The organism is Arthrobacter pasteuri (assembly GCF_054510955.1).
Genome location: NZ_JBTNDO010000001.1, coordinates 2,274,439 through 2,297,114, shown reverse-complemented (window position 1 = coordinate 2,297,114; position 22,676 = coordinate 2,274,439). Strand labels below are relative to the sequence as shown.

The 22,676-nt window shown below is 64.6% G+C and carries 25 protein-coding genes and 1 pseudogene; 19 read left to right on the top strand and 7 right to left on the bottom strand.

Translation table 11 applies throughout. The features are described 5' to 3' along the window. Positions 1 to 260 precede the first annotated feature (260 nt). The 6 genes and pseudogenes from ACX80H_RS10980 (at position 261) to ACX80H_RS10955 (ending at position 4,662) form a co-directional block, all read left to right on the top strand. Positions 261 to 779, top strand: coding sequence for a DUF7010 family protein (locus ACX80H_RS10980; RefSeq protein ID WP_459313286.1), 519 nt, complete (start codon positions 261 to 263; stop codon positions 777 to 779). Between the two features lie 299 nt (positions 780 to 1,078). After that, positions 1,079 to 1,624, top strand: a pseudogene (locus tag ACX80H_RS10975) (recombinase family protein). Between the two features lie 891 nt (positions 1,625 to 2,515). After that, on the top strand, positions 2,516 to 2,917 hold the full coding sequence (locus tag ACX80H_RS10970) for a VOC family protein (protein WP_459313284.1): 402 nt from the start codon (positions 2,516 to 2,518) through the stop codon (positions 2,915 to 2,917). Continuing rightward, positions 2,914 to 3,393 carry a mycothiol transferase gene (locus tag ACX80H_RS10965; RefSeq protein ID WP_459313282.1) on the top strand — a complete coding sequence of 160 codons (480 nt, stop codon included), beginning with the start codon at positions 2,914 to 2,916 and terminating at the stop codon, positions 3,391 to 3,393. The genes ACX80H_RS10970 and ACX80H_RS10965 overlap by 4 nt, the downstream gene beginning before the upstream one ends. Before the next feature lie 62 nt (positions 3,394 to 3,455). After that, positions 3,456 to 3,809, top strand: coding sequence for a YciI family protein (locus ACX80H_RS10960; protein ID WP_459313280.1), 354 nt, complete (start codon positions 3,456 to 3,458; stop codon positions 3,807 to 3,809). A gap of 253 nt (positions 3,810 to 4,062) precedes the next feature. Continuing rightward, on the top strand, positions 4,063 to 4,662 hold the full coding sequence (locus ACX80H_RS10955) for a GNAT family N-acetyltransferase (RefSeq protein WP_459313279.1): 600 nt from the start codon (positions 4,063 to 4,065) through the stop codon (positions 4,660 to 4,662). A 19-nt stretch (positions 4,663 to 4,681) separates the two neighbouring features. On the opposite strand, the gene ACX80H_RS10950 is transcribed toward ACX80H_RS10955, so the two are convergent. Further along, complete coding sequence (locus ACX80H_RS10950; RefSeq protein ID WP_459313277.1) at positions 4,682 to 5,458, bottom strand: class I SAM-dependent methyltransferase; 777 nt, start codon at positions 5,456 to 5,458, stop codon at positions 4,682 to 4,684. A gap of 340 nt (positions 5,459 to 5,798) precedes the next feature. Here ACX80H_RS10950 and ACX80H_RS10945 point away from each other — a divergent pair, with 340 nt between their 5' ends. The 4 genes from ACX80H_RS10945 (at position 5,799) to ACX80H_RS10930 (ending at position 8,811) form a co-directional block, all read left to right on the top strand. Next, positions 5,799 to 6,638, top strand: coding sequence for an SRPBCC family protein (locus ACX80H_RS10945; protein WP_459313275.1), 840 nt, complete (start codon positions 5,799 to 5,801; stop codon positions 6,636 to 6,638). 158 nt (positions 6,639 to 6,796) lie between these two features. Continuing rightward, positions 6,797 to 7,240 carry a MarR family winged helix-turn-helix transcriptional regulator gene (locus tag ACX80H_RS10940; protein WP_459313273.1) on the top strand — a complete coding sequence of 148 codons (444 nt, stop codon included), beginning with the start codon at positions 6,797 to 6,799 and terminating at the stop codon, positions 7,238 to 7,240. A 317-nt stretch (positions 7,241 to 7,557) separates the two neighbouring features. Continuing rightward, positions 7,558 to 8,085 carry a hypothetical protein gene (locus tag ACX80H_RS10935; protein WP_459313272.1) on the top strand — a complete coding sequence of 176 codons (528 nt, stop codon included), beginning with the start codon at positions 7,558 to 7,560 and terminating at the stop codon, positions 8,083 to 8,085. 294 nt (positions 8,086 to 8,379) lie between these two features. Then, on the top strand, positions 8,380 to 8,811 hold the full coding sequence (locus tag ACX80H_RS10930; protein WP_459313270.1) for a hypothetical protein: 432 nt from the start codon (positions 8,380 to 8,382) through the stop codon (positions 8,809 to 8,811). Between the two features lie 261 nt (positions 8,812 to 9,072). On the opposite strand, the gene ACX80H_RS10925 is transcribed toward ACX80H_RS10930, so the two are convergent. Continuing rightward, positions 9,073 to 9,288 (bottom strand): hypothetical protein, encoded by a 216-nt coding sequence (locus ACX80H_RS10925; protein WP_459313268.1) that lies wholly within the window; start codon positions 9,286 to 9,288, stop codon positions 9,073 to 9,075. A 108-nt stretch (positions 9,289 to 9,396) separates the two neighbouring features. Here ACX80H_RS10925 and ACX80H_RS10920 point away from each other — a divergent pair, with 108 nt between their 5' ends. The 3 genes from ACX80H_RS10920 (at position 9,397) to ACX80H_RS10910 (ending at position 10,711) form a co-directional block, all read left to right on the top strand. Continuing rightward, entirely contained in the window at positions 9,397 to 9,621 is a 225-nt protein-coding gene (locus ACX80H_RS10920; protein ID WP_459313266.1) for a hypothetical protein, read from the top strand. A gap of 208 nt (positions 9,622 to 9,829) precedes the next feature. After that, positions 9,830 to 10,261, top strand: a complete 432-nt coding sequence (locus tag ACX80H_RS10915) for a hypothetical protein (protein ID WP_459313264.1) — start codon at positions 9,830 to 9,832, stop codon at positions 10,259 to 10,261. Between the two features lie 87 nt (positions 10,262 to 10,348). Then, a complete protein-coding gene (locus tag ACX80H_RS10910) occupies positions 10,349 to 10,711 on the top strand; it encodes an aldo/keto reductase (protein ID WP_459313262.1) in 363 nt (120 codons plus the stop codon). A gap of 221 nt (positions 10,712 to 10,932) precedes the next feature. Here the strand turns inward: ACX80H_RS10910 and ACX80H_RS10905 are convergent, their stop codons facing one another. After that, positions 10,933 to 11,997, bottom strand: a complete 1,065-nt coding sequence (locus ACX80H_RS10905) for a hypothetical protein (protein WP_459313260.1) — start codon at positions 11,995 to 11,997, stop codon at positions 10,933 to 10,935. A gap of 758 nt (positions 11,998 to 12,755) precedes the next feature. Here ACX80H_RS10905 and ACX80H_RS10900 point away from each other — a divergent pair. Then, positions 12,756 to 13,136: a DUF2256 domain-containing protein gene (locus ACX80H_RS10900; protein WP_459313258.1), complete on the top strand. Its 381-nt coding sequence runs from the start codon at positions 12,756 to 12,758 to the stop codon at positions 13,134 to 13,136. A 217-nt stretch (positions 13,137 to 13,353) separates the two neighbouring features. On the opposite strand, the gene ACX80H_RS10895 is transcribed toward ACX80H_RS10900, so the two are convergent. From ACX80H_RS10895 to ACX80H_RS10885, 3 genes are all read right to left on the bottom strand, one after another. Continuing rightward, entirely contained in the window at positions 13,354 to 13,872 is a 519-nt protein-coding gene (locus ACX80H_RS10895) for a hypothetical protein (protein ID WP_459313256.1), read from the bottom strand. Continuing rightward, entirely contained in the window at positions 13,869 to 14,273 is a 405-nt protein-coding gene (locus ACX80H_RS10890) for a hypothetical protein (protein WP_459313254.1), read from the bottom strand. The genes ACX80H_RS10895 and ACX80H_RS10890 overlap by 4 nt, the downstream gene beginning before the upstream one ends. 413 nt (positions 14,274 to 14,686) lie before the next feature. After that, positions 14,687 to 15,433, bottom strand: coding sequence for a helicase associated domain-containing protein (locus ACX80H_RS10885; protein ID WP_459313252.1), 747 nt, complete (start codon positions 15,431 to 15,433; stop codon positions 14,687 to 14,689). A gap of 110 nt (positions 15,434 to 15,543) precedes the next feature. Here ACX80H_RS10885 and ACX80H_RS10880 point away from each other — a divergent pair, with 110 nt between their 5' ends. Then, positions 15,544 to 15,990: a hypothetical protein gene (locus ACX80H_RS10880; RefSeq protein ID WP_459313250.1), complete on the top strand. Its 447-nt coding sequence runs from the start codon at positions 15,544 to 15,546 to the stop codon at positions 15,988 to 15,990. A 43-nt stretch (positions 15,991 to 16,033) separates the two neighbouring features. Here ACX80H_RS10880 and ACX80H_RS10875 read toward each other — a convergent pair whose 3' ends face one another. Further along, the gene (locus tag ACX80H_RS10875; RefSeq protein ID WP_459313248.1) at positions 16,034 to 17,068 is read right to left on the bottom strand and encodes a LacI family DNA-binding transcriptional regulator; all 1,035 of its coding nucleotides are present in this window, start codon (positions 17,066 to 17,068) and stop codon (positions 16,034 to 16,036) included. 95 nt (positions 17,069 to 17,163) lie between these two features. Between ACX80H_RS10875 and ACX80H_RS10870 the strand changes: the two genes are divergently transcribed. From ACX80H_RS10870 to ACX80H_RS10855, 4 genes are all read left to right on the top strand, one after another. Then, positions 17,164 to 18,102: a carbohydrate ABC transporter permease gene (locus ACX80H_RS10870; protein ID WP_459313247.1), complete on the top strand. Its 939-nt coding sequence runs from the start codon at positions 17,164 to 17,166 to the stop codon at positions 18,100 to 18,102. Positions 18,103 to 18,104: 2 nt separating this feature from the next. Further along, on the top strand, positions 18,105 to 19,043 hold the full coding sequence (locus ACX80H_RS10865) for a carbohydrate ABC transporter permease (RefSeq protein ID WP_459313245.1): 939 nt from the start codon (positions 18,105 to 18,107) through the stop codon (positions 19,041 to 19,043). Positions 19,044 to 19,079: 36 nt separating this feature from the next. Further along, the gene (locus ACX80H_RS10860; protein WP_459313243.1) at positions 19,080 to 20,432 is read left to right on the top strand and encodes an ABC transporter substrate-binding protein; all 1,353 of its coding nucleotides are present in this window, start codon (positions 19,080 to 19,082) and stop codon (positions 20,430 to 20,432) included. 167 nt (positions 20,433 to 20,599) lie between these two features. Beyond that, complete coding sequence (locus tag ACX80H_RS10855; protein WP_459313241.1) at positions 20,600 to 22,636, top strand: beta-galactosidase; 2,037 nt, start codon at positions 20,600 to 20,602, stop codon at positions 22,634 to 22,636. Positions 22,637 to 22,676 lie beyond the last annotated feature (40 nt).

The following is a 22,676-nucleotide window of genomic DNA, read 5'->3' as shown; positions in this document are numbered from 1 at the left end:
GTGTTTGGGTGTACTCGGCGCACCACATTAAATCTCCTATGAGTGGACTGGTGGTCTCGAAAGAATCACGGGCGAATCGGAGTCCACGCGTGGAACTCGCCGTGCGGGGTACTGTTGTGAGCACTTCATCTGCGGGTTCTCGGGTTGTAGCTGACTGCCAGCGGTAACTACTTCTCTTCAGGGGTCTTTCTGTGACTGGTAGCAGCAGCACTGCACGGAACTCAGCTGGTGCACCTCCGCGCTTCGCGGATCCGCGACGAATGGGAACTCTCATCGGATTATTCGGCGCGTGCGTCTTTGTGTTTTCCTACACTCCAGGATTCATAGACCTGCTCTCTGTGGTCGCGCGTACCCTAATCGTCGGTGCTGTTGCCTGCACCCTCTGGTTCCTCTTCGCCTCGCCGCGCTACCTTGGCCCATTCACTGCTCCTCGTGGTCGGCAGATCGGAATCTACCTGCTGTGCGTGGTCATGGAGTTCGCGCTGATAGCTTTCGGCACCGGACGGCTGACATCATTGGGGAAACTGGAGCTTCAGCCCGCGCTGATCGCCCTGGTCGTCGGCCTCCACTTCATACCCTTCGCATGGGCATTCAAGGAACGCATGTTCTACACCCTTGGAGGGGTTCTTGCCGTCCTGGGTAGTGTGGGCCTGCTCATCGGCTCTCAGACCAGTGCTCTCGGAGCAGCCGTTGGGTCAGGGCTGGTCATGTCCCTTATCTTGCTCGCCTACAGTCTCGGGATGTTCGCAACCCCTCCGAACGACATAGCTCAACGGTAACTACCGCTTCACCGAGATCCGCTTAACAATCCCTCTGCACGCTCCAGCATCCAAGGAACACCCGAACGGACCAGGAGTCCTCCTTGGCGTGTCTTGGAAACCTGAAGCATTACAAGACATCCGATCGGGTCGAGCACCGCGCAACCAGTCCCCCGGAATCACGGGCCTTTTTCTGTCTTGGAAACTTGTCTCGCCGAGTTTCGTCTCAAAGGTGCTCGCATTCAGGGTTCTTGAGCCAAATTGGCGAGATAAGGCATTTCGGATAGACCAGAGTCAGCACCTCGAGCCAGGACGCGCAGTTGCAGCTCGACGCATTGATCGCCGTCGACGTACACAAACGGTAGGTGTTCGCTGATGTGACTTCGGGGACGAGGGCTGCGATCGAGCGGCCTGGGATGAAAAAACTGCTCGAGTACGCCGACGAAGGAGACACCGTCGTGGTGTGGCGCGTCGACCGGCTCGGCCGCTCTCTCATCGATGTCCTCAACACGGTGAACATGCTCGGCGACCGCGGGATCCTCGTCCGGTCCCTCTCCGACGGGATCGATCCGGTGCCGTCGACCGGGCGGTTGATGCTGAACATGCTCGCGACCCTGGCCGAGTAGGAGCGGGAGCTTGTCGTGGAGCGTATCAATGCCGGCATCGCTGCCTCTAAGCAGAACGGCACCCGCTTCGGCCGGCCAGCAGTGAATTTGAAGGACAGCGCCGACAAGCTCGCGGTTGCCTCCGATGCCCGGGCGAAGGGTTGGAGGGCCTAGGCAGCTGCCCGTCTCGTGGGCTGGAGCCGCGCTACCCTCTACCGACACCAGCAAGCCGCGGCGATCATTCAGACTTCTCTGCCCTGATAACGCACACGGTAATTTCACCCTCGCTGGGTTGCGCCTACCAGGGCAACTGTTGGGCCGGTCGCTCGAGAGCCACCTGTAGGCTTTCGCGATGACGTCATCGCGGGACCTTGTCAGCCACTCGCTAGTGCAGCGGCTTCATCGGGTTTCGGTGCTGTGCGGGGTGGCTGCATTGGTGATCCTGGTGCTGGGGTGGTGCGGACTGATCGTTGTCCTCGGTGCGTTTGTCCCTCCGCCGTGGGTCGTGGGTGTTGTCCTGTCTGTCGTCTCCGTCATCCTCGGTCTTGTCCATCGGCGTCTGGTCGTTGGTGAGGACGACCGGAGAACATCTCCGGGTGGTCGTCGAGTAGCGCCGGTGTGGAGGAGTGTTACGCCCCTGGCTGTTGGCGGGTGCGTCGTCGCGTTCCTCGGAGACGCCGCCTTCGGTGCTACATATACGGTTTTAGAACCTTCCGCATCGGATGGATGCCGGGCCGTCGCCCGGGAGAGTTCATTTCTCATGTCAGGTGGAGGCCAGGTCTACTCGGTGCACCCAATGGGTGTGGGCTGGCGTTCAGGGTCGTGGACGGCCGACGACGGAATCCGCCCAATCGACAACGAACAGTACGAGTTGTCCTGGGGTCTGGGAGGTGGAGCACTACTGGTGTATGGAGACGGTCATAATCCTGTTTACCCGAGCTTGCACGAAGTCGCCTGTGACTAGACGCGGTACTGTGCCCGGATCCCCCATCGGCTCGACGGGAATCTTTCCGATCCGCGCCGCACCGACCCGTATTGCGACTCACATGCGCGGGCGATATCGAGGTTCGATGAGTTTGCTGTCGCAGGACCGTCTAAAAGGTAGTGGAAGGCCGTTCGGCCTGCTTCGCAGAATCAATGTCAGGAGTAATCATGGCTGCACCCCTCGTTTACGTCAGCTTTCCTGGAACCGCGAGGCAGGCACTCGGGTTCTATGCCGATGTTTTCGGAGGCGAGCTGTCCCTGGACTCCTACGAGGATCACGGCCGGACCGACGGCCCACCAGAGGCTGTCGCCCATGGGGTCCTCAGTGGTGTTGTCTCCCTCGCGGGTTCTGACACGCCGGAGGGAGAGCCCTCGGTGCGGTGCGAGGGCCTGTTGCTCTCCCTGCTGGGCACAGCTGAGCCGGCAGTGCTGCATGAGTGGTTCGACAAGCTCAGTGTCGGCGGAACGGCGATAGATCCCCTGATCCAACGACCGTGGGACGGCGCGGACGGCCAGGTCACCGATCGGCACGGACTCCGGTGGCTGATCGGCTACGAGTCCAAGGCGTGAGCGACGCCCAGCTGCTCGCCCACCTGACGGCCGCACGAGAACATGTACTGGACGCCGTCGAAGGGCTCACAGAACAGCAGATGAGCGTACCGCTCGTTCCGTCGGGGTGGACCATGACGGGCTTGCTGAACCACCTCGCGTTCGACGACGAGATGTTCTGGATCTCAGCCGTCCTCGGCGCGAACCCTGCCGCCATTGAAGCCCTCCATGATGGGTGGCACTCCACATTCATGACCGGCGCGGACGCCGTCCGTATCTACCAGGAACAGATCACCAGTAGCGATGACGTTCTCGCCGGCCTGGACCTGGATGCACCTCCCCGCTGGTGGCCGGCCGCTGCCCAGTTCGGGCACCCGCCCATGGCAGACGGGCGCGAGGTCGTGTTTCGTGTCCTCGCGGAAACCTCCGTCCACGCCGGCCACCTCGACATCGTGCGTGAACTCATCGACGGACACCAGAACCTTGTCGTGAACTAGCCGACGCACACACCCACACTTGCACTTGCAGTTGCTCAAGAACCCCACCGAAAGGCCACCCGATGCCGTCCTTCGCCGTCCTCATCTACGCCGATGAGTCCCTCCACGCTCTGGAAGCCGCTGACGCCGACCTCGAGGAGAACGACCAGCACGCACGCGACCTCCAAGACTCAGGCTCGATGTCCCTCGCCTACGCCCTCACACCCAGAGCCAGCGCCGTCTCCATCCGACGCGACAGCACAACTGCGGGACCGTTTAGTGAGGCGGATCAGTTCGTCGCGGGCTTCTACGTCATCGAAGCACCCGATCTCGACGCCGCGATCGCCATCGCCCGCCTGAACCCGGCCGTCCGCACCAGCACCGGCGGCGTCGAAGTCCGCCCCGTCCACAGCGGCGGTATCACCACGAGCCCGTAGAGCGGTTTACAGGCAAGGATTGCCCGAGTGGCCGGGAAGGCCGGTGATGCCCAAGCCCACAGGTTTGTGCGAAGCCGGGTAGCAGAACCTGGAACCCTTGCAGGCTGTGCCCAACGAGGGAGCGCCTGGCGCCGGGCATGCGCAACCATCGCCTCCCGAGACAGCATTGTTCGTCCGCAAGCTGGCCTGTTCGTGTGGAGCTACTTTCCGTTACCTGCCGGGCTGAGTGTCGGTCCGGACATAGTGTTGCTGGATGGACTTTGCAGCGACTCCGGCACTGAGGAGCAATGGCGTGGGCTTGGAGCCTCTGCACTCCGCTCACCGGGACGATCTCGCTGAAGCTGTAGCGGTTCAGGATTTGTGGCGCACCTGGTACACCCACATCCCGTCCCCGGAAACGATGAGCGACGAAATCGACCGTCGACTTGCCCTGCACCACGAAGGACAGATGGCGCCGTGGGCCATCATCGATGCCCAATCCGGGCGAGCCATCGGCATGACAACGTACTGCAACCTCGACCCGGCCAATCGCCGACTGGAGATTGGATCGACCTGGCTAGGGAAAGAGTCGCAGCGGACCGGGATCAACACGGGAACGAAACTGCTCCTGCTCGAGCGTGCGTTCGAGGAGCTCGACTGCATCGCGGTCGAGTTCCGTGCTCACTGGCACAATCAGCAATCACGGGCGGCCATTGAACGCCTCGGCGCCAAGCAGGACGGGGTACTCCGCAAGCACACGGTGTTCGAGAACGGCACGATTCGCGACACCGTCGTGTACTCGATCCTCGACGACGAGTGGCCCACCGTGAAGTTCGCCTTGCGCGACCGGATCGCTCGATCAGACGCTCAATAGGACGGGCATACTGCTCGTTTCAGGGAGCTGTGCGTTGGAGGACGTACTGCGCGTCGAAGGTTTCCGGCGAGTAGGTGTAGTCCAGGATCGTGAATCCTGCTTTCTGGATCATGGGCTCCAAGATCCAGCGGAAGGTTGAGTGCTCATCGCGGACGTGTTCCTCGAATTCGGCTCGGCTCCACTTACCGTCGGTGTCGGTTCCGCCTTGGGCGCACCACGCCTCGATGCGCTGGTCCGCGTCGACTGGGTCGAAGTCGTAGACGACGTCCCAGAGACGAAGAATGCCTCCCGGCCTTAAAAGCCCGCGCATGCGTATGAGGGCGATTGCTTTCCAGAAATCGGGAAGGTGATGCAACGCGTACCGCGAGTACACAACATCGGCGGGGCCACCCTCAGGAGCGAAGCTGAGGAACCCAGCGTGGACCAGCTCGACGTTCTCCAGATGCTCGAGATCGATTTTTCGCCGCAGGTGATCGAGCATCGGTTCTGAAACATCCACCGCAATGACATGCGCGCCCGCCCGTGAAACCGCTGCCGTGAACTGTCCGGTCCCTGCCCCGAACTCGATGATCCGCGACCCGACCGTCAGCCCGTACTGCCGTAGCAGCGACACCTCGTCCTCTGCCCGGGAGTCCATCTTGCCGTCGTACCGGGCAACATGCTCCACATCCAGGTTCTCCCTGCCGGCCAGGAGAACTTCATTCGGGTACCAAGCAGTCATACGTCCACTTCCCTTGTACTTGTTCCGCCCTCCATCACCGGCCCCTTGCCGGGACCAGATCAGCGTGCCGTGCACAACCTATCGAACAACTCACCAGGGGACACCTACGTTTCTGCGTCTGTCGGACGGTGGGCCCGGGTGCGATTAGCAGCGCAGCAATACGCACGACGATCTCGAGGTGGCGAGCAGTGAAGGGCGCTTACCAGCAGCGGCACAGTTCCGAGGAACTGACCCGTTCCCCACCGGGATTCAACGAATCGAAAATCCGCCTCCCGGCGCCGAACATCACATTGAATCGCCGGCCTCCATTCCGGGTGACAGAAAACGACCCGGGTTATACTAAGCATGCTGATGAATAGTTTCAGTGGCTGTTCGCACCACCAGCCCTACCTTGTTCCAACCCAAAGGAGACGCCATGAGCACGAAGATCGAAAAGAGCATTCTCGTCAATGTCCCGGTCAGCATCGCGTACAACCAGTGGACCCAGTTCGAGGAGTTCCCCCACTTCATGGGCGGGGTCAAATCGATCACGCAGCTCGATGACGAGCGCCAGACCTGGGTGGCCGAGATCGGCGGCATCCGTCGCCAGTGGGAGGCCCGAATCCTGGAGCAGGTGCCGGACAGGAAGGTGTCATGGGCCGCGACCGAGGGTGCCACGAATGCTGGCTCGGTGTCCTTCGAGGACCTCGGCGGTGGGCAGACGCAGATCAACCTCGTGCTCGAGTACGAGCCGGAGGGCCTGGTCGAGAAGATCGGCGACAAGCTCAACGTCGTGGAGAACCAGGCCGAGGCCGACCTGCAAAGCTTCAAGGCGTTCATCGAGGACGAGGGCTATGCAACGGGTGCCTGGCGTGGGACGGTCGGGGCCGGCTCCACCGTCGGTCAGCCCGGCGTGGAAGCTGCTGCGGCGTCCCGTGGGGACAGCGGTAAGGCCGGAGTATCCGGCAAGGTCGCGGCGGGCGTCGGCCTGGCAGCCGCAGCAGCAGTCGCCGGTGTCGCTGCGAGCAAGAAGAGCTCCGAAGAGACGGCGGCGGACGCCGACGTCACCCCTATGCCTGTTGCCGACGTGGCACCGGAAATCGACGTGACCGAAGAGGACAGCGTGCTCTCTCCCAGCACCAAGGACACCCTCCTGCCCCTCGAGGATGAGGATGCCACCCTTCCCGGTGCACCGGTTGGGCAGACCGGGGTCGGCACCGACGCCCTGGAGGATCCGCTGCTGAACAAGAACCGCACCACGGGCGGGGCACTCTAGGCACCAATCGACGCGCTCCCGCGCGGGCTGGCACACGCGCACAGCTAGTAAACCAGTCCTCAGGGATTCAAGCACCCTGGCAGCCACCTACCTCCCGCCCGGAGTGGGTGGCTGCCAGCGTCAGGGCAAGCAGAAGGCGGTGATGAGAGGAGGCGGTCATGAGACGCGTCCACACACCCCGAGCGGACACGGCTCAGTTGTCGACCAGTCAGTTGTTGAGCATCGCGGCGAACCTCGTAACCCACGCCTTGAACCGGCGCCTCTCCCATCTGGGTGTTACCCACGCTGCCGTGGTCACCCTGGAGGAACTTGCAGCCGCAGGACCGATACGACAACTCGACCTGATCCCCCGGTTGCAGATTACCGGCCAGACGCTGGGCAGGATGCTGCGCACCCTTGAGGAACGTGGCCTGGTCAGCTGGGTGAACGGCATCAATGGCGATGACCGGCAGATCCTCGTGACCATCACGCCGCAGGGAACAGACCTCCTGAGGCACGCCAAACACATCGAAGCAGCCTTCGAAGCCTCGGAGGCCCGTCACTTCGATGGGTTACGAGCTGACCTCCTGGCCCTCCTCCACGCCCGCCTCACTGATCGCTGATCGCTGATCGCTTGCTGGCGCAAGGAGCCCACACCATCCGGTCATGGCGGAATGGAAGTCCTCGCTACTACGAACCCAAACGTGGTCCTGTCATCCGGGTGTTCGTTCGTCGTTGATCCAGTTCCTCGCCACAGCGACAACTGTGGGCGCGGGCTGACGACACTCGGTGTAACTCGCGGCGGCATGGATCATCAACAACCGGTTGCGATGAGAGCAGCGCCGATCAAAGCAGTGCAGCTGTTACAACTACGGCGGCTTGGCCGTTGCAACGGCGATCACGGTCCATCCAGACCCCCATGATGCGTTAAAAATATCTGATGACGCTACAAAACCCGCCACTGACGAGGTCCTCCTCCGGGCTGTTCCGGGTGCCCTTCACGGTGGTTGCGTCCTTCACGGTTGTGACTGCACTGACAGCGGTGGTGTTTGGGTTGCCGCTGCGTGACCCGGACGGGTTCCTCGGTCCCAGCTACATCCGCCTGGTCCTGGTCCTGGTCCTGGTAGCGATGATCCTCGCCGACGGCAAACCGGTCGCCATCCCGGAGACGGCCTTCCTCGTACAGGACGACATCAGCGAACTCCGCAGCCTGAACATCAAGCGCGCCTGGTGGCAGCAGGTCTTTGACCCGACCGTGCAAAAGCGGTTCCCGCAACTGAAAATGTTCAACTGGTTCGAGTGGAACAAGATGGAACCGGAAGTCGGCGCCCCCGTGGACTGGACCGTCCTGGAGGACCCCACCATCCGCTCCGAATTCACAGCCGCCCGGACCAGGCGTCCACTTTCGAGCGGGCATGGACCCAGACAGAGGACGAGCGTGAAGACACACTTCTCACCCGTGCCCTAGCCGTCGTCGGACTGGTGTCCCTTCCATTGACCGGCACCGCCACTCTTGCCATCGGATTCAGCGCGGAAGCACCAATGGTCATGACCCTCCTCATGGGGACCCTGTTCGTTATCGGAGTTTCCTCATTCGCGGTGTTCAACCACCGAAGCTGAAACTAAACCTCATTACACATTCCCAGGGAGCACCGACGAAGGAGAAGCCTGGCCGAAACGGGCCGAAGCGAAGCGAAGGACCGCTCAGAGGTTGAAAACGCTCGGTACGCTCAGAAGATGACCGGGGATCAGGGGACAGCAGATGTTTAGGACTCCCGCGCTCAGGGACCGCGCCAAGTACTTCATCTACCTGGGTATCTTCGTGCCCACCGTCACGGTCAGGATGACCGAGGAGGTCACGGGCGGTGGCGGCGCGCACGAGTACCTGATGGTGGTCTTCGGAGGCCTGTTGCTCTCGTGCCTGCTCGGGGTCATTCCGGGTCTCATCATGGAATGGCTGACGGAGTCCAAGACCACCGCGATCGTCGCCTGGGCAACCGGCCTATCAGCTGCCGCCTGCGTGAGTGCCAGCTACGGTGCGCTGACCCTCGTCTGGGACAACGCCATCCATTACCCCGTATGGGTTCAGATCCTCTGTCTGGGAGCTGTCATCCTCTGCGTGTCCGCCGGCGTGGGCTACGCCCTACGCGGCACCACCGTCCAGACCAGGCCCGCGCCGAGCGCGCGCACCTGACGCGCCAGACACCCAGACTGGCTGGACGTCGTCGTGACCGAGGCTCAGGCGAGCCAGTCCGGGGAGCCGGCGAGGCCGATCCGGTAGCGCGCCACGTCCTCGGAGGGACTGTGCGGCCCAAGGGCCAGCGATAACCCTGAGAAGCACTACAACCGCTGGCCACCTACAGGCGCCGGCTACCCGACCGCCGGCATGAAGAAGGGCAGCACAACCCGGTGGTTGTACCGCCCGAAATGGGGCTTGGTGTTCCTCGGAGCGTATCTACTCGAAGAGATCCTTGTCTGCTGCCGGCATCCAGGTGAAGTCCACGCGCACGGGGTGGGAGAACGTGACGGGCTCAACCTTCAGGCGGTCCTCGAGCAGGTCCTCGGCGGTGGGTGTTGCGAGCTGAGGTGCGTGGAGGCTCATGCTCTCGCTGAACGGCTTCGTCATGGTGATGCTCGAGGCTGGTTGCGCGATGTAATCCGCAGGTCCCATAAGTGCCTCTTTCTGGTTGGTGGCTTGGTTGTCACTGTACGGGCCGGCCCTCCCACTCCCCCGGTACGCTCACTGCATCGGATGCTCGTGCTAGGTATGGGGGAAGTAATGGATATTGGCGTGCTCGGCGTTTTGATCCTTCCGTTGATGTATGTGGTCCCGGTTCTGCTCCTGTACGTGATCATTCGGTTCGGGGTGAAGCACGGAATGCGTTCGTACTATGCGGAAGCCGCCCGCCGTGCTGTCCCTGCCGGCGGCATCATCGGGGCAACGGCCGCGGGCCCAACCGCCGTCTACCCCACCGATGGCTTCTCCGAGGGAACACCCTCATGAACAACCACAGCCTCATCGCCTCCGACAGTGAGGACGACACGAGAGCGCTCGAGGACATGCTTGGAATTGAGACTCGATGAGGGCGCGAAGCGGTGCCACGACGTTGTTGCTTGTGGGTCTGACAGGGCTTGCCGGCTGTGCCGGAAACCCGAACGCGAGTTCACCCGAATCACCTGCGCCAGTTGCTGCTCAACCGTCCAAGGAACAGATGGAGGCTGAACTCACCTGGCAGGAAGCCAAAGCCCGCACCCAGGCCATGGAACGGGAGATCGCCGCACTGATCCCGGAAGATGCTGTTCTTTCGATCGATCAACAGCAGACGGGCACGCTTCTGTCCTGCAACGAGACTCAGCACCACTGGGCTGCTTCAACGACGGTCACGGTCGCCGAAGGATCCGAGATAGAGCCCATCGTGAAAACCATCGAAGCCCACTACCGGGCGAACGGAACCGAAATATCCGTCGATAGGGACGAAGTCGATAGGAACGGAGATGAAATCTATCGGATCCAGATCGACCCGCCTGCTCCAGGGGAGAGTCATCTCGTCTCCGAAGGATTGTCCCCGAACGAGATCCGCATCGCGTCGGGATCTGCGTGTTTCACCTTGCCCGAGGGCATCTACCCGGGTGGGGACTTCTAGAGGCCCTCTACAAGCAGCGCGTCGTCTTCGCCTGATGGTCCTGCGCGGTAGGTGCAGCTTGTGGTTGGGTGTGGTGGTCGCGCCAGCGTGTATGGCGGCGGCCGGGGGAGCCGGCGGCGGAGGCCGCCGCACCACTACAGCATCGGTAACCGCGAAGCAGAGCCAGTCCTGGAGTACTGCACGGCCAACGGCATCGCGTTCATCCCCTGGTTCCCCATCGGCGGAGGCACCATGGGCGAGCACGACGCACTCTCCGACGTCGCCGCAGCGCTCTCAACCGGGATCCGTCAGGTCGCCCTCGCCTGGCTCCTGCACCACGCCGACAACATTCTGCTCATCCCCGGCACCTCCAGCATCAGTCACCTCGAACAGAACATGACAGCCGGCGACCTGAACCTCACCGCCGACGAAATGACCGCCCTCGACGCCCTCAGCGCCGCCCAAGGCTAGTAAGACGCGCCCCAAGACAATCGGGCTGGTGTCTGCGCATTAGAGCGCAAACACCAGCCCGTTCCAGCATGCTCCCAGTTGGCGATCGATCTCGGCGCGTTCAGCGGAGGCATCCTCGTCGACCGCGCCGGAGTTCAGACAGCCTTGATTCTCATAAACGCCGCAGTAGTGGCCGGCAGCGCCATCCTCTTGCGGGACAGGCTTAAAAGCGTCTGGCCGGACTAGCTGGGGTGTCTTGTCCAGGTCTGTTGATTGGTGGTGCGTTGCCAGTGCTGGCGTGGGCCCTCCCATTCGCGTGCAGCATTGGTCAGCCAGATGGTCGTGTCGGGGTTCCACCCGGCGATGACAGTAGACGTGCTGGCGTCGACGTGCAGCGCACGGTTGGCGCTGGTGAGGTACGCCAGGGTTGTCAGGTGCACCGCGTCCCATTGTTCAGCGACGTTTTCCCAGTCCGGAATAACCCACCTGCCATCGTGTCCGGTGCATCGGAACCAGTCATGGCGTCGGGACGCGGTGACCTCCAGTGGGTGTTCGCGGCACAGTGACACCCAGTCCCCACTACTGCGTATTTCGTAGGTGCGACCGGTACCGCGCACGGGGATCACGGTTGCCTGCTCCCAGCCGAAGGAGTCCTCGATGAGATTTAGGTCCAGTGGTATCCGCCCGGCCGTCTGCAGGGTCCCTTGCGGGAAGGACCACCACGTCCCCGACCAGGGGGCGTGAGGATCCCGGGGTCGTTCCTTGCCTGCGCGGACTTCCTCGGCGCGTTCACCTCGAGCCCACGCAGCCAGGGCTTGTGATGGTTCCCGGGGTAGAGGTGCAGGATCATCGGGTGATCGCCAGTCGATGGCCCACTGCTCAAGCTGCCGGCCCTGCGACCACCACTGTGTAGACGGTGATGTCATGACATGCCGGGCAAGCGGGGCGAGGGCGGCGGTCACCTCGGGAAGCGCCGCGAGGACGTCCTCCCCGTCAGGTTCCTGCCAGGGCCGCGACGTGTCGACCGCCTCAGCCAACGCGCGATCGATGACCTCGGGCCCAGCCCGGGCGACCTCGAACGCGGCCAGACCCTTCAGGAGATCTGTAAGGGTAGGCCGCGGCGGCAACTCAGCGTCGTCGCCAGAGGTGGCAGTTAGCAGTACTCGAGAGGTTTCACTGCCCGGATCCACATCATAGGCGAGCCAGAACACTGCGGATCTGATGGCCAGGTCCAGCTCTGTCACTAGTTGCAGGCACAGACGTCGCCCACGAGGCCCTGCCAACAGCACATCCGCCCCCGCATCCATTTGCTCACCCTACGTGCGAGCCCGGGGTCACGAGAGAGTCCCCCACGGAACGGTGCTGGAACGACCGACCCCGCCATCCACCCTTCAAAAATCCCGCCATGTTAACGAAAAGTCACACAGCACTGTGGCAAAGCTGCGTCGCTCCAGAGGTCGTTATTGCTACCAACAACCAATTCCGATGCGGTGAACGACACTTCCTGACTAAGCACCAACCAGCTTCCCCTTCATTGGCAACCTCGTTGCTAAGTTGTTCCAGTGAGATTCCTGCGCATTGCCAACCTCTGGCACCAGCGCCCACCACGCCACGGCACAACCACAATTCCTGAATCAAATCTCTGAACGTCGCCCCACCAACACCGAACGTGCCGGTACGACACTTGGCGCAGCCCCGGGCAAACATTGGGTGGATGCGACCGGCCTATAACAGCCTCGCGGCGGGTCACCCTGACACACTCGCACTTATGCAGGTTTGCGTCATATGCGCTGTTATCGGCGTCAGATCATCCGGAGCAGGTCGCCCTCGCCGACATGTGGCATCCTCTGCCACCATTGGAGAGGCAGTTTGCAATGCGGCTTCTGCGCACACTGGCCACTGATGGTATTCCAGTAGCACCACCCGTTCCGACGAGCAAAGCCGCCCGACTCGCGTTGTGTAAGGGGTACGAAAGTATGCGACCGCTCTCGCCCATTGAGCGACGGCGCCTTCGCCGTGACCCGCTCCATCTCCGGACGCATGTGACGGCTGGGGTGGCACGGTGATGAGGTCGGCAGGTCCGGCGCACCAGCCCAAGTCCTGCCGCTCCTGCGGACGCCGCATCGAATGGCGGAAGAAGTGGGAGCGGAACTGGGAGGACGTCTCCTACTGCAGCGACGCCTGCCGGTCCCGCAAAATCCGTGCCATCGACACCGCGCTCGAGGAGTGGCTGCTCGCGCGGCTCGACGCCGGAGCCCGCGGTTCGGGGATCGACCCGGCCGACGCCGCAGCGGCCCTCGGCGGCAGTGACAGCCCGCTGCACGAGCCTGCACGCAACGCTGCCCGCAGGCTCGTCGCCCGCGGACTCGCGGAGATGGTGCAGCGCGGCACCGTCGTAGATCCCTCGACCGCCAAGGGCCCCGTCACACTCCGCAGACCCCGCTGATCCTGCTGACCCCGCTGAATGCATAGACCCCGCTGACCGCACCGTGCGCGGGCAGGGTGTTCCGCCGTCGTCCGTGCTCGGCGCGCGGATGGCTCTAAGCGCTGGTGTTGTGGTTGGGCATCAACGCAATTCCTGATGCGCAGGACACAGGCGGATGGTCAGCTGTTCTCTAGCGACGCTGTTAACTGCGCCAGCGACACTGATTCTTCGTCGGGAACTACCAAGCGCAGTGCAGCTCCGTGTCGTCCGGTTCCGGCACGGTGCAACTGATACCGAACGGACCATCATCCTTGAAAACGACCGCCAAAGTGTCCTCCCCCATGTGGCCTCCGATTATCTCGCCGCCCTCGGACTCCACGAACCTGAGGATGTCCCGGTAGCGGTCACGGTCGAAGCAGAGCAGGGAGTCCGGCTCATCAACGCTTTCCGCCGCGACGCGGTACTCCTCGGGACCAAAGCAGTGATCGAGCCCGCCCTCGGTTGTCTCGCCGGTCAACCTCACCTGGCCCTCGGCAATCCGCTTGTCCACCTCCACGCCGTACGTGTCCTCGACCGCCTGAACATAGGCGTCGGTGTTCTGCTGTCGAGTCTCGTGAGCCTCCCATGCCAGGAAAGCGAGGGTTGCACCGAAGGCGCAGAGCGTCGCCACGCACAGCGCGTACATCACCTTGTCGATGAACGCCTTCTCGTCGCCCTTCGGACGCGCCTGCGTTAATGTCTGCTGAGTGTCCCTCACGACCGCCTACTTTCTGCCTGTGGGTTGACGGCGGGATCGCATTCGAGGGAGCGCGGCTCCTGATTGAGAAGACGGTAAGTGCAGCGGCTCTGCTCACCGTCAAACACGACGTCGACGTAGCCCGGTCCTCCCGATCCGTTTCCGCGAAGGCCGGTTCCGTTCGGATGGTTGATTTTCGTCACCTCACCACCCTGAGACTCCATGAACTCCACGAGTTCGGCGTCCCGCCTCGGCTCATCCAGCTCCCCGGCGATGAATGCCGCACAGAACACCATGGTGGCGAGGAACATGAGCGGTATCGCCACGCGACTGACGATCAGCCGTCGACGCCGCCTCGCCGCGATCCTCTGTCGTCGCTGCTCACGCCGCTTCTCGCCCTCGGCGTCCTGGTATTCCGTCATGGTGATCCTGTTCTTCCGTGAAGTTGCTGGGGCGACCGCACCTGAGCGCTCTTCGGCTGCCGCTCCAATACACACCAGCCCGCCACTCTTCCCTCAAGCAGACACGAGGAAGCTCGAAGAGATCAGGCAGCGCACTCAGTCATGGACGCTAGTGCAGAGAATCCTCGCCCCTACCTTCTGGTCCTTGGACCACACGGGGACAAGTCTCCAACGGGCGATCTCGAGCGGCGCACCAGTGTCCCCTCGCGAAGCTGCTCGAACACGAACGGGATTCCCTGCATCGGGGCCACGTTCCCCGGGGCTTTCCTCTATTCGTCCTCGAATGCGCCGGACGGTAGCAGTTTAGGCTCACCGGCATGGTTGGTTCGACCTCGCTGTCGCGTCGGCTCCCAACACGGGAGAACCGCTGCCCGTTATTGCCGCAGTGTGTCTGACATACCGGTGTCTGATCTACCGTTGCCCGTCGTCCTAGACGCAGTGGAGGCATTCCACCCAGGCAGAACACGGTCGAGGCGCTCCTGCCGGTCAGCCCGTAGCCGGCCCTTCCGCCACCACGTGCGCTGCCGGCCCAGCCACACACCCAGGACCTTCTCGCCCGGGTGGCGGTCCGGGTCGTAGTACGGAAACCGGCCGGTACTGGCCCGGAACTGCCGCACCTCCTCCAGCCGCTGCGCCCACAACACCTCCGGATCGCCCTTCCGGGTGCCGATCCACTCCCCCAACCTGTCCAGGGCATCCACCCTGTCCTGGGCGAGCGTGCCAGCGTCGTACTGCCGGCGCTGGGCCTCAATCCACCGGTACAGCACCCTCGCCTCCGGGCTGTCATTCTGCGCCGGAAGGGCACCACCGCGTTCGCGCATGTACGCGGCGACGTCGCCGTAGTGCTCCCACAACGCCTGCTCCCGGCTCCTCACATACCGCCGCGTATTCCTGGCGGGTGCGGGCTGGTCGTGGATCCTCCAGCACCGATCGAACCACCCCGGCTGCCGGGTGACCTGCCTGTCGACGGCGCGGTGGACGCGGCGCACATCGACCCTGCACCAGACGGCGATCACCGCGGCCGGCACGCCGCGGGAGTACAGGAGCAACCATTCCTGCCTGTTCTCACACGCACCCACCGGGTACTCCCCCACCGGCAGGATCAGGTCATCAAACCTCACAGGACCTCACCGCACCTCATGGGAAGAGACGCTAACCGGAGCGCACAGAGGCCCCTGGAACCTCAGCACGCGACACTGGTCCAGCCGGCCAAGTGCGCGTTGAAGGCGGCATGGCCGCCACAGTGCGGGACGGCGCCGATGCACAATTGGTGACCGATGCGGCGGTAGAGATCGGCTTGGCCGAACCACTGGTCAAAATCCAGCGCACGGGGCGGATGTGGTTGGTGACACCGCTTCAGGACCGCGAATACCCTGAACACATGCGCCATCCCCCGCGCCTCGCCAAGCACGGCGCCAAGCTCGTGCTCTACGTCGTGGTCACCGTGCTTGCCGGCGCCGCGCAGCTGGTCGCGGGATACTTCTATCTGGTCAGCGGTCTTGCCGCCCCACTGTGGGCCGTGGGATTGTTCCTCGTATGGTGGCTGATCCTCACCTATGTCGGCGTGAAGCTTGCGTTACGCCGGTCCTACCGGGTGCTTCTTGTACCCGCCACGGCGATGGTCACGTGGTTCGGCGCGATGTGGGTCGGCGGCACGTTCCTGGGCTGGACCGCCTGAGCGGGAGTGGATGCGCTCGGAACCGAATGTCCGGTAGACGCACCTAGCGCTTCAGCGCCGCGGTGCTCTCCCGGACCACCAGCCGCGTCGGCACGAGTTCCCGCCCCGGCTCCGTCGAGTTCTCCCGCATCTGCTTGAGCACCTTGTCCACGCAGCGCCGGCCCACCTCCGCGAAGTCCTGGTGCACCGTGGTCAGGGGCGGGCTGAAGGAGGTGCTGTCCGGGATGTCGTCGAAGCCCACGATCGAGACGTCCTGCGGCACCCGGATGCCCTTCTCGTGGAACGCCCGCAATACCCCCAACGCCATCTGGTCGTTCGCCACGAACACCGCCGTGCAATCGGAGGAAGCAAGGGTCAGCCCGGCGACGTAGCCCGAGTCTGCCGACCAGTCCCCCCGCAGCAGCGGCGGCTCGGAACAGCCTCGCGAGGCCAGGGTGGTGCGCCACGCGTTGACGCGCCGCTCGGACGCGAAGGACGCCGAGGGTCCGGCCACGTGCCACACCGTCCCATGGCCCAGGTCCAGCAGGTGCTCCACGGCCTTCTGTGCGCCATCGGCCTGGTCCGTGTCGATCACGCTGTAGCCGTCGCTCGCATCGGAGTCCACCACCACGGCATGCACGCCCGGCGGCAGGGACACCGTGGCCGCGTCGAGCAGGTGGACCTCCATGATCACGATGATCGCGTCCACCGCCAGCTCGTTCAGCCGCGAGAACGCACCCCGCACACCGGCCTGCGTCGGCGCGGAGACGGGGATCAGCGTGATGGCGTAATCCTCCTCCGCGGCACGGGCGGCGATGGCTTCGAGCGTGCGGACGTTCCCGGTGGTGGACAGCGTGAAGAGGATGACGCCGAGCGTCCGAAAACTCCCCCGCTTCAGTGCCCGCGCGGCACTGTTGGGGCGGTAGCCCAATTCGTCCATCGCCTTGATGACCTGCTGCCGCGTCGCCTCGATCACACCGGGGCTGCCGTTGGATACCCTCGACACCGTCTGCGCCGAGACGCCGGCCAGCCGGGCGACGTCGGACATGGAGACACGCCGGTCCTCCCGGAGGAGGTGTTGACGCGATGGAGAGGACATGTGACCATCGTAACAACAATGTTTACGTAAACATCAAAGCGTCCGCCCTGCTATGTTTACGCAAACATCAACGACAGAGTCAGAAGGATCCACCCATGACGACGGCGTCACCCTCACCGGCCGTGCTCGGTATACAGCCGAAGCCCGCCAAGCGAGCGCAGAAGCGCCCCCAGAAACGTTCCTGGTCCGGCTGGCTCTTCATCGGCCCCTTCATGGCGGTCTTCGCGCTCGTCTTCCTGGCGCCGATCGCCTACTCGATCTGGCTCAGCTTCTTCCGCAACCAGCTCGTGGGCGGCAACGGCTTCGTCGGTCTGGCCAACTACAGCCAGGCGCTGCAGGACCCCCAGTTCTGGTCCTCGCTCCTCCGCGTGACGCTGTTCCTCGCGGTGCAGGTGCCCGTGATGCTCCTCATCGCCCTGCTGGTGGCCCTGGCCCTGGACAGCGGCCGGCTCTACGGGAAGTCCTTCTTCCGCATCTCGATCTTCCTGCCCTACGCGGTGCCCGCCGTCGTCGCCAGCCTCATGTGGGGCTTCATGTACGGGACGCGGTTCGGCCTCGTGGGCAACATCAACAGCGCCCTCGGCATCAATCTGCCGAACCCGCTCTCCCCGGAGCTGATCCTCGCCTCGATCGGCAACATCGTCACGTGGGAGTTCATCGGCTACAACATGCTGATCTTCTACTCCGCCCTCCGCGTGATCCCGAAGTCCCTCTACGAGGCCGCGGAGATCGACGGTGCCAGCCAGTTCCGCCTCGTCACCGCCATCAAGCTCCCCGCTATCCGCGGAGCCCTCGTGGTGGCCGGCATCTTCTCGGTGATCGGCAGCTTCCAGCTCTTCAACGAGCCCGCCATCATCCAGAGCCTCGCGCCGAACTCCATCTCCACGTACTTCACCCCGAACCTGTACGCCTACTCGCTGAGCTTCTCCGGCCAGCAGTACAACTACTCCGCCACCGTGGCCATCATCATGGGCGTCATCACCATGGTCATCGCCTACGCCGTGCAGCTGCGCGGCATGCGGAAGGAAAGCTGACCATGAGCGTCGCCGTAGAACCCACCCGCAGGGACAGGACCAGCACCAGGCAGAAGCCCGGCTACGTACGCCTGAAGAGCACGCGCCGCGGCATCGACAACCCGCGCCGCAGCGTCCTGCTGACCGTCCTCACGGGCATCGTCCTCGTCTACAGCCTCATCCCGCTGGTCTGGCTGTTCATCAACTCGTCCAAGACCCAGGCGGATCTCTTCGCCTCGTTCGGCCTCTGGTTCAGCGGCGACTTCGCCCTGTTCACCAACATCGGCGACACCCTGGCCTACGACGGCGGCATCTTCGGCCGCTGGTTCCTCAACACGGTGCTGTACGTGGTGCTGGGCGCCGGCGGAGCGACCTTCCTCGCCGTCCTCGGCGGGTACGCCCTCGCGAAGTTCGCCTTCCCGGGCAAGAAGGCCGTGTTCGCCGTCGTCATCGGTGCGGTCGCCGTTCCGGGCACCGCCCTGGCGGTCCCGACCTTCCTGATGTTCAGCGAGATGGGCCTCACCAACACCCCGTGGTCGGTGATCATCCCGTCCCTCATCTCGCCGTTCGGTTTGTACCTGATGTGGACGTTCGCCTCCGAGGCCATCCCCACCGAACTGCTGGAATCGGCCCGCATGGACGGCGCCGGCGAGTTCCGCACGTTCTTCCAGATCTGCCTGCCCCTGCTGGGCCCGGGCATCGTCACGGTGCTGCTGTTCACCATGGTCGCCACGTGGAACAACTACTTCCTGCCGCTGATCATGCTCAAGGACCCGGCCTGGTACCCGCTGACCCTCGGGCTGAATGCCTGGAACGCGCAGGCCTCCACGGCCGGCGGCGAGGCGATCTTCAACCTCGTCATCACCGGCTCCCTCCTCACCATCCTCCCGCTGATCGCAGCGTTCCTGCTGCTGCAGCGCTACTGGCAGTCCGGCCTCAGTGCCGGCGCCGTCAAAGAGTAAATGCCCCTTGTAAACAATGAAGTGAAAAGGAACCCCATGAAGAGCAAAATCTCCCCGGCGGTGCTGCGCGGTTCGGCACTGGCCCTCGCGGCAGCCCTCGCCCTCACCGCCTGCGGTGGCGGCGGCGGGAACGACGCCGGCGGCGCAGCACCTGCAGAGGTCAGCGCCGACGACGTCCAGGCGGCCCTCGAGGCCGGCGGCGACCTCACCGTCTGGGCCTGGGAGCCCACGCTGGAGAAGGTCGTCGAGGACTTCGAGGCCGAGCACCCGAACGTGGACATCGACCTCGTCAACGCCGGCACCGGCAACGACCAGTACACGGCGCTGCAGAACGCGATCGCCGCCGGCTCGGGCGTCCCCGACGTCGCGCAGATCGAGTACTACGCCCTTCCCCAGTTCGCACTCGCCGAGTCCGTCCAGGACCTCAGCGGCTACGGCGCGGGCGACCTGCAGGACACCTTCAGCCCCGGCCCGTGGAGCTCCGTCCAGGCGGGCGAGGGAATCTACGGGCTCCCCATGGACTCCGGCCCCATGGCCCTGTTCTACAACACCGAGGTCTTCGAGAAGCACGGGGTCGAGGTCCCCACCACCTGGGACGAGTACGTCGAGGCGGCCCGCGCACTGCATGAGGCGGACCCCACCGTGTACATCGCCAATGACACGGGTGACGCCGGCTTCGCCACCAGCCTCATCTGGCAGGCCGGCGGCCAGCCCTACAAGGTCGACGGCACGGACGTCACCATCGACTTCTCCGACGAGGGCTCCACGAAGTTCGCCGAGACCTGGCAGCAGCTCCTCGACGAGGACCTCCTGGCCCCCATCAGCTCGTGGAGCGACGAGTGGTACCAGGGCCTCGGCAACGGCACCATCGCCACCCTCGCCACCGGCGCCTGGATGCCCGGCAACTTCACCTCCGGCGTCCCCGCGGCCGCCGGCAAGTGGCGCGCGGCACCGCTTCCCCAGTGGGAGGAAGGCGACACCGCGAGCGCCGAGAACGGCGGCAGCTCGCTGACCATCCCGGCCGCCAGCGAGCAGGGCGCCCTCGCGTACGCCTTCCTCGCCTACGCCAACGTGGGCGACGGCGTCCAGACCCGCATCGACGGCGGAGCGTTCCCCGCGACGTCCGCGGCCCTCGAGTCCGACGAGTTCCTGAACTCCGAGTTCGAGTACTTCGGCGGCCAGAAGGCCAACGAGATCTTCGCCGAGTCCGCGCAGAACGTCCCCGAGGGCTGGTCCTACCTGCCCTTCCAGGTCTACGCGAACAGCATCTTCAACGACACCGTGGGCCAGGCCTACGTCTCGGACACCCCGCTCAAGGACGGGCTGAAGAGCTGGCAGGACGCGAGCATCAAGTACGGCACCGAGCAGGGCTTCACCGTCTCGGAGTAGTACCACCGGGCCCGGACCGGGCGGGAGCTCGCGCGCACCCGCCCGGTCCGTTCCACCCTGACCGATCCCAGCTGTACCCGCCGTCGTCCACCCTGCCCACCAGCAGGCCCCGGACGGCGCCGTAGCACCACCCGTGCCTCAAGAACCGCCTTCAAGGAGCTGTCCCCGTGTCTATCCCCACTCCCCACCGCTGGCTGCGCTGGCCGTCCGAGCCGAACCGCAGGCGCATGGCCTTCGGCGCCGACTACAACCCCGAGCAGTGGCCGCGCGAGACGTGGGACGAGGATGTGCGCCTCATGCGTGAGGCCGGTGTCAACGTGGTGTCGCTCGCGATCTTCTCCTGGGCCCGCCTGCAGCCCGAGCGCGACACCTGGAACTTCGCCTGGCTCGACGAGGTCATCGACCTCCTGCATGCCAACGGCATCGCCGTCGACCTCGCCACCGCCACCGCCTCCCCGCCGCCGTGGCTCGCCACCGAGCACCCCGAAATCCTTCCCGTAACGCAGGACGGCGGCACCCTCTGGCCCGGCGCGCGCCAGCACTGGCGCCCCACCAGCCCCGTCTTCCGCGAGCACGCCCTGAAGCTCGTCACCCGGATGGCCGAGCGCTACAAGGACCACCCTGCCGTCTGCGCCTGGCACATCTCCAACGAGCTGGGTTGCCACAACATCTACGACTACTCCGACGACGCCGCGCGTGCCTTCCGCACCTGGCTCACTCAGCGCTACGGCAGCATCGACGCCCTCAACGACGCGTGGGGCACGGACTTCTGGTCCCAGCGCTACACCCGGTTCGAGCAGATCCTGCCCCCGCGCCAGGCCGCCTCGCATCCGAACCCCACGCAGCAGCTCGACTTCAAGCGCTTCTCCTCGGACGCCCTCAAGCAGTACCTGCGCGAGGAGCGCGACATCCTGCGCAGCATCACCCCGGACATCCCCATCACCACCAACTTCATGGTGATGGGCGAGACCAAGGGCATGGACTACGCCGACTGGGCGGCCGAGGTGGACTTCGTCGCCAACGACCACTACTTCGTCCCCGGCCCGCAGGCCGTCGACGAGCTCTCCTTCTCCGCGAACCTCACCGGCAACATCGCCGGCGGCAAGCCCTGGTTCCTCATGGAGCACTCCACCAGCGCGGTGAACTGGCAGCCCGTCAACACCCCGAAGAAGTCCGGGGCGCTGCGCCGCGACGCCCTCACGCACGTGGCCCACGGCGCGGACGCGGTCTGCTACTTCCAGTGGCGGCAGTCCAGGGCCGGTGCCGAGAAGTTCCACTCCGCGATGGTCCCCCATGCCGGCGAGGACAGCCCGATCTTCCGGAGCGTCGTCGACCTTGGCCGTGAACTCGCCTCGCTGTCCGACGTCGTCGGCTCCCGCCGTGCGCAGGCACCCGCCGCGATCCTCTTCGACTGGGATTCCTGGTGGGCCTCCGAGCAGGACTCCCACCCGTCCGACCGCCTGCGCTACAAGCAGGAGGCCCTCGACTGGTACTCGGCGTTCCTCGCCCTCGGCATCCGCGCCGACGTCGTCCCCGCCGCGACCGACCTCACCGGCTACGGCCTGGTCGTCGCACCCACCCTCCACACCGTCCCGGCCGCCCTGAAGGCGCGCCTCGAGGAGTACGTGACCGGCGGCGGGCACCTGGTGGCCGGCTACTTCAGCGGCATCGCCGACGAGAACGACCACATCTGGCTCGGCGGCTACCCGGGAGCCCTCGCGGACCTGCTCGGTGTACGCATCGACGAGTTCAGCCCGCTGCTCGACGGCGAGGACGTCCAGCTGGACAACGGCACGACGGCGACGCTCTGGGCCGACCGCGTGCTCCCCCGCACCGACGGCGTCGAGGTCCTCGCCCGCTACACCACCGGTGAGCACGCCGGGGATGCGGCCGTCACCCGACGGCAGGTCGGGACCGGCAGCGCCGCGTACGTGGGCGCACGCCTCGGCGCCGCGGGCCTCGAGCCCGTCCTCGCGGACCTCGCCGCCCGCGCCGGGATCACCGGCGAGCTGCCCGCCGAGCTCCGCGGCGCCGTCGAGCAGGTGCTGCGCACCGGCGACGACGCCGACTACGTCTTCCTCATCAACCGCACCGACGAGCCGGTGGACATCACCGGCGTGGACGGCGACGTTCTCACGGGCGAGGAGTCCAAGCTGGCTCCCCGCTCCGTCGCCGTGCTCTCGAGGAAGGGCCGCACCACCTAGGACCATCACGCAGTACCCACCCTTGCTGGAAGGAACACGT

Coding starts and splice junctions, on each gene's coding strand:
- ACX80H_RS10980 (WP_459313286.1), top strand. CDS start 261: ATGGGAACTCTCATCGGATTATTCGGCGCGTGCGTCTTTGTGTTTTCC.
- ACX80H_RS10970 (WP_459313284.1), top strand. CDS start 2,516: ATGGCTGCACCCCTCGTTTACGTCAGCTTTCCTGGAACCGCGAGGCAG.
- ACX80H_RS10960 (WP_459313280.1), top strand. CDS start 3,456: ATGCCGTCCTTCGCCGTCCTCATCTACGCCGATGAGTCCCTCCACGCT.
- ACX80H_RS10955 (WP_459313279.1), top strand. CDS start 4,063: ATGGACTTTGCAGCGACTCCGGCACTGAGGAGCAATGGCGTGGGCTTG.
- ACX80H_RS10945 (WP_459313275.1), top strand. CDS start 5,799: ATGAGCACGAAGATCGAAAAGAGCATTCTCGTCAATGTCCCGGTCAGC.
- ACX80H_RS10940 (WP_459313273.1), top strand. CDS start 6,797: ATGAGACGCGTCCACACACCCCGAGCGGACACGGCTCAGTTGTCGACC.
- ACX80H_RS10935 (WP_459313272.1), top strand. CDS start 7,558: ATGACGCTACAAAACCCGCCACTGACGAGGTCCTCCTCCGGGCTGTTC.
- ACX80H_RS10930 (WP_459313270.1), top strand. CDS start 8,380: ATGTTTAGGACTCCCGCGCTCAGGGACCGCGCCAAGTACTTCATCTAC.
- ACX80H_RS10925 (WP_459313268.1), bottom strand. CDS start 9,288: ATGGGACCTGCGGATTACATCGCGCAACCAGCCTCGAGCATCACCATG.
- ACX80H_RS10920 (WP_459313266.1), top strand. CDS start 9,397: ATGGATATTGGCGTGCTCGGCGTTTTGATCCTTCCGTTGATGTATGTG.
- ACX80H_RS10915 (WP_459313264.1), top strand. CDS start 9,830: ATGGAGGCTGAACTCACCTGGCAGGAAGCCAAAGCCCGCACCCAGGCC.
- ACX80H_RS10905 (WP_459313260.1), bottom strand. CDS start 11,997: ATGGATGCGGGGGCGGATGTGCTGTTGGCAGGGCCTCGTGGGCGACGT.
- ACX80H_RS10900 (WP_459313258.1), top strand. CDS start 12,756: ATGAGGTCGGCAGGTCCGGCGCACCAGCCCAAGTCCTGCCGCTCCTGC.
- ACX80H_RS10890 (WP_459313254.1), bottom strand. CDS start 14,273: ATGACGGAATACCAGGACGCCGAGGGCGAGAAGCGGCGTGAGCAGCGA.
- ACX80H_RS10880 (WP_459313250.1), top strand. CDS start 15,544: ATGGCCGCCACAGTGCGGGACGGCGCCGATGCACAATTGGTGACCGAT.
- ACX80H_RS10875 (WP_459313248.1), bottom strand. CDS start 17,068: ATGTCCTCTCCATCGCGTCAACACCTCCTCCGGGAGGACCGGCGTGTC.
- ACX80H_RS10870 (WP_459313247.1), top strand. CDS start 17,164: ATGACGACGGCGTCACCCTCACCGGCCGTGCTCGGTATACAGCCGAAG.
- ACX80H_RS10865 (WP_459313245.1), top strand. CDS start 18,105: ATGAGCGTCGCCGTAGAACCCACCCGCAGGGACAGGACCAGCACCAGG.
- ACX80H_RS10860 (WP_459313243.1), top strand. CDS start 19,080: ATGAAGAGCAAAATCTCCCCGGCGGTGCTGCGCGGTTCGGCACTGGCC.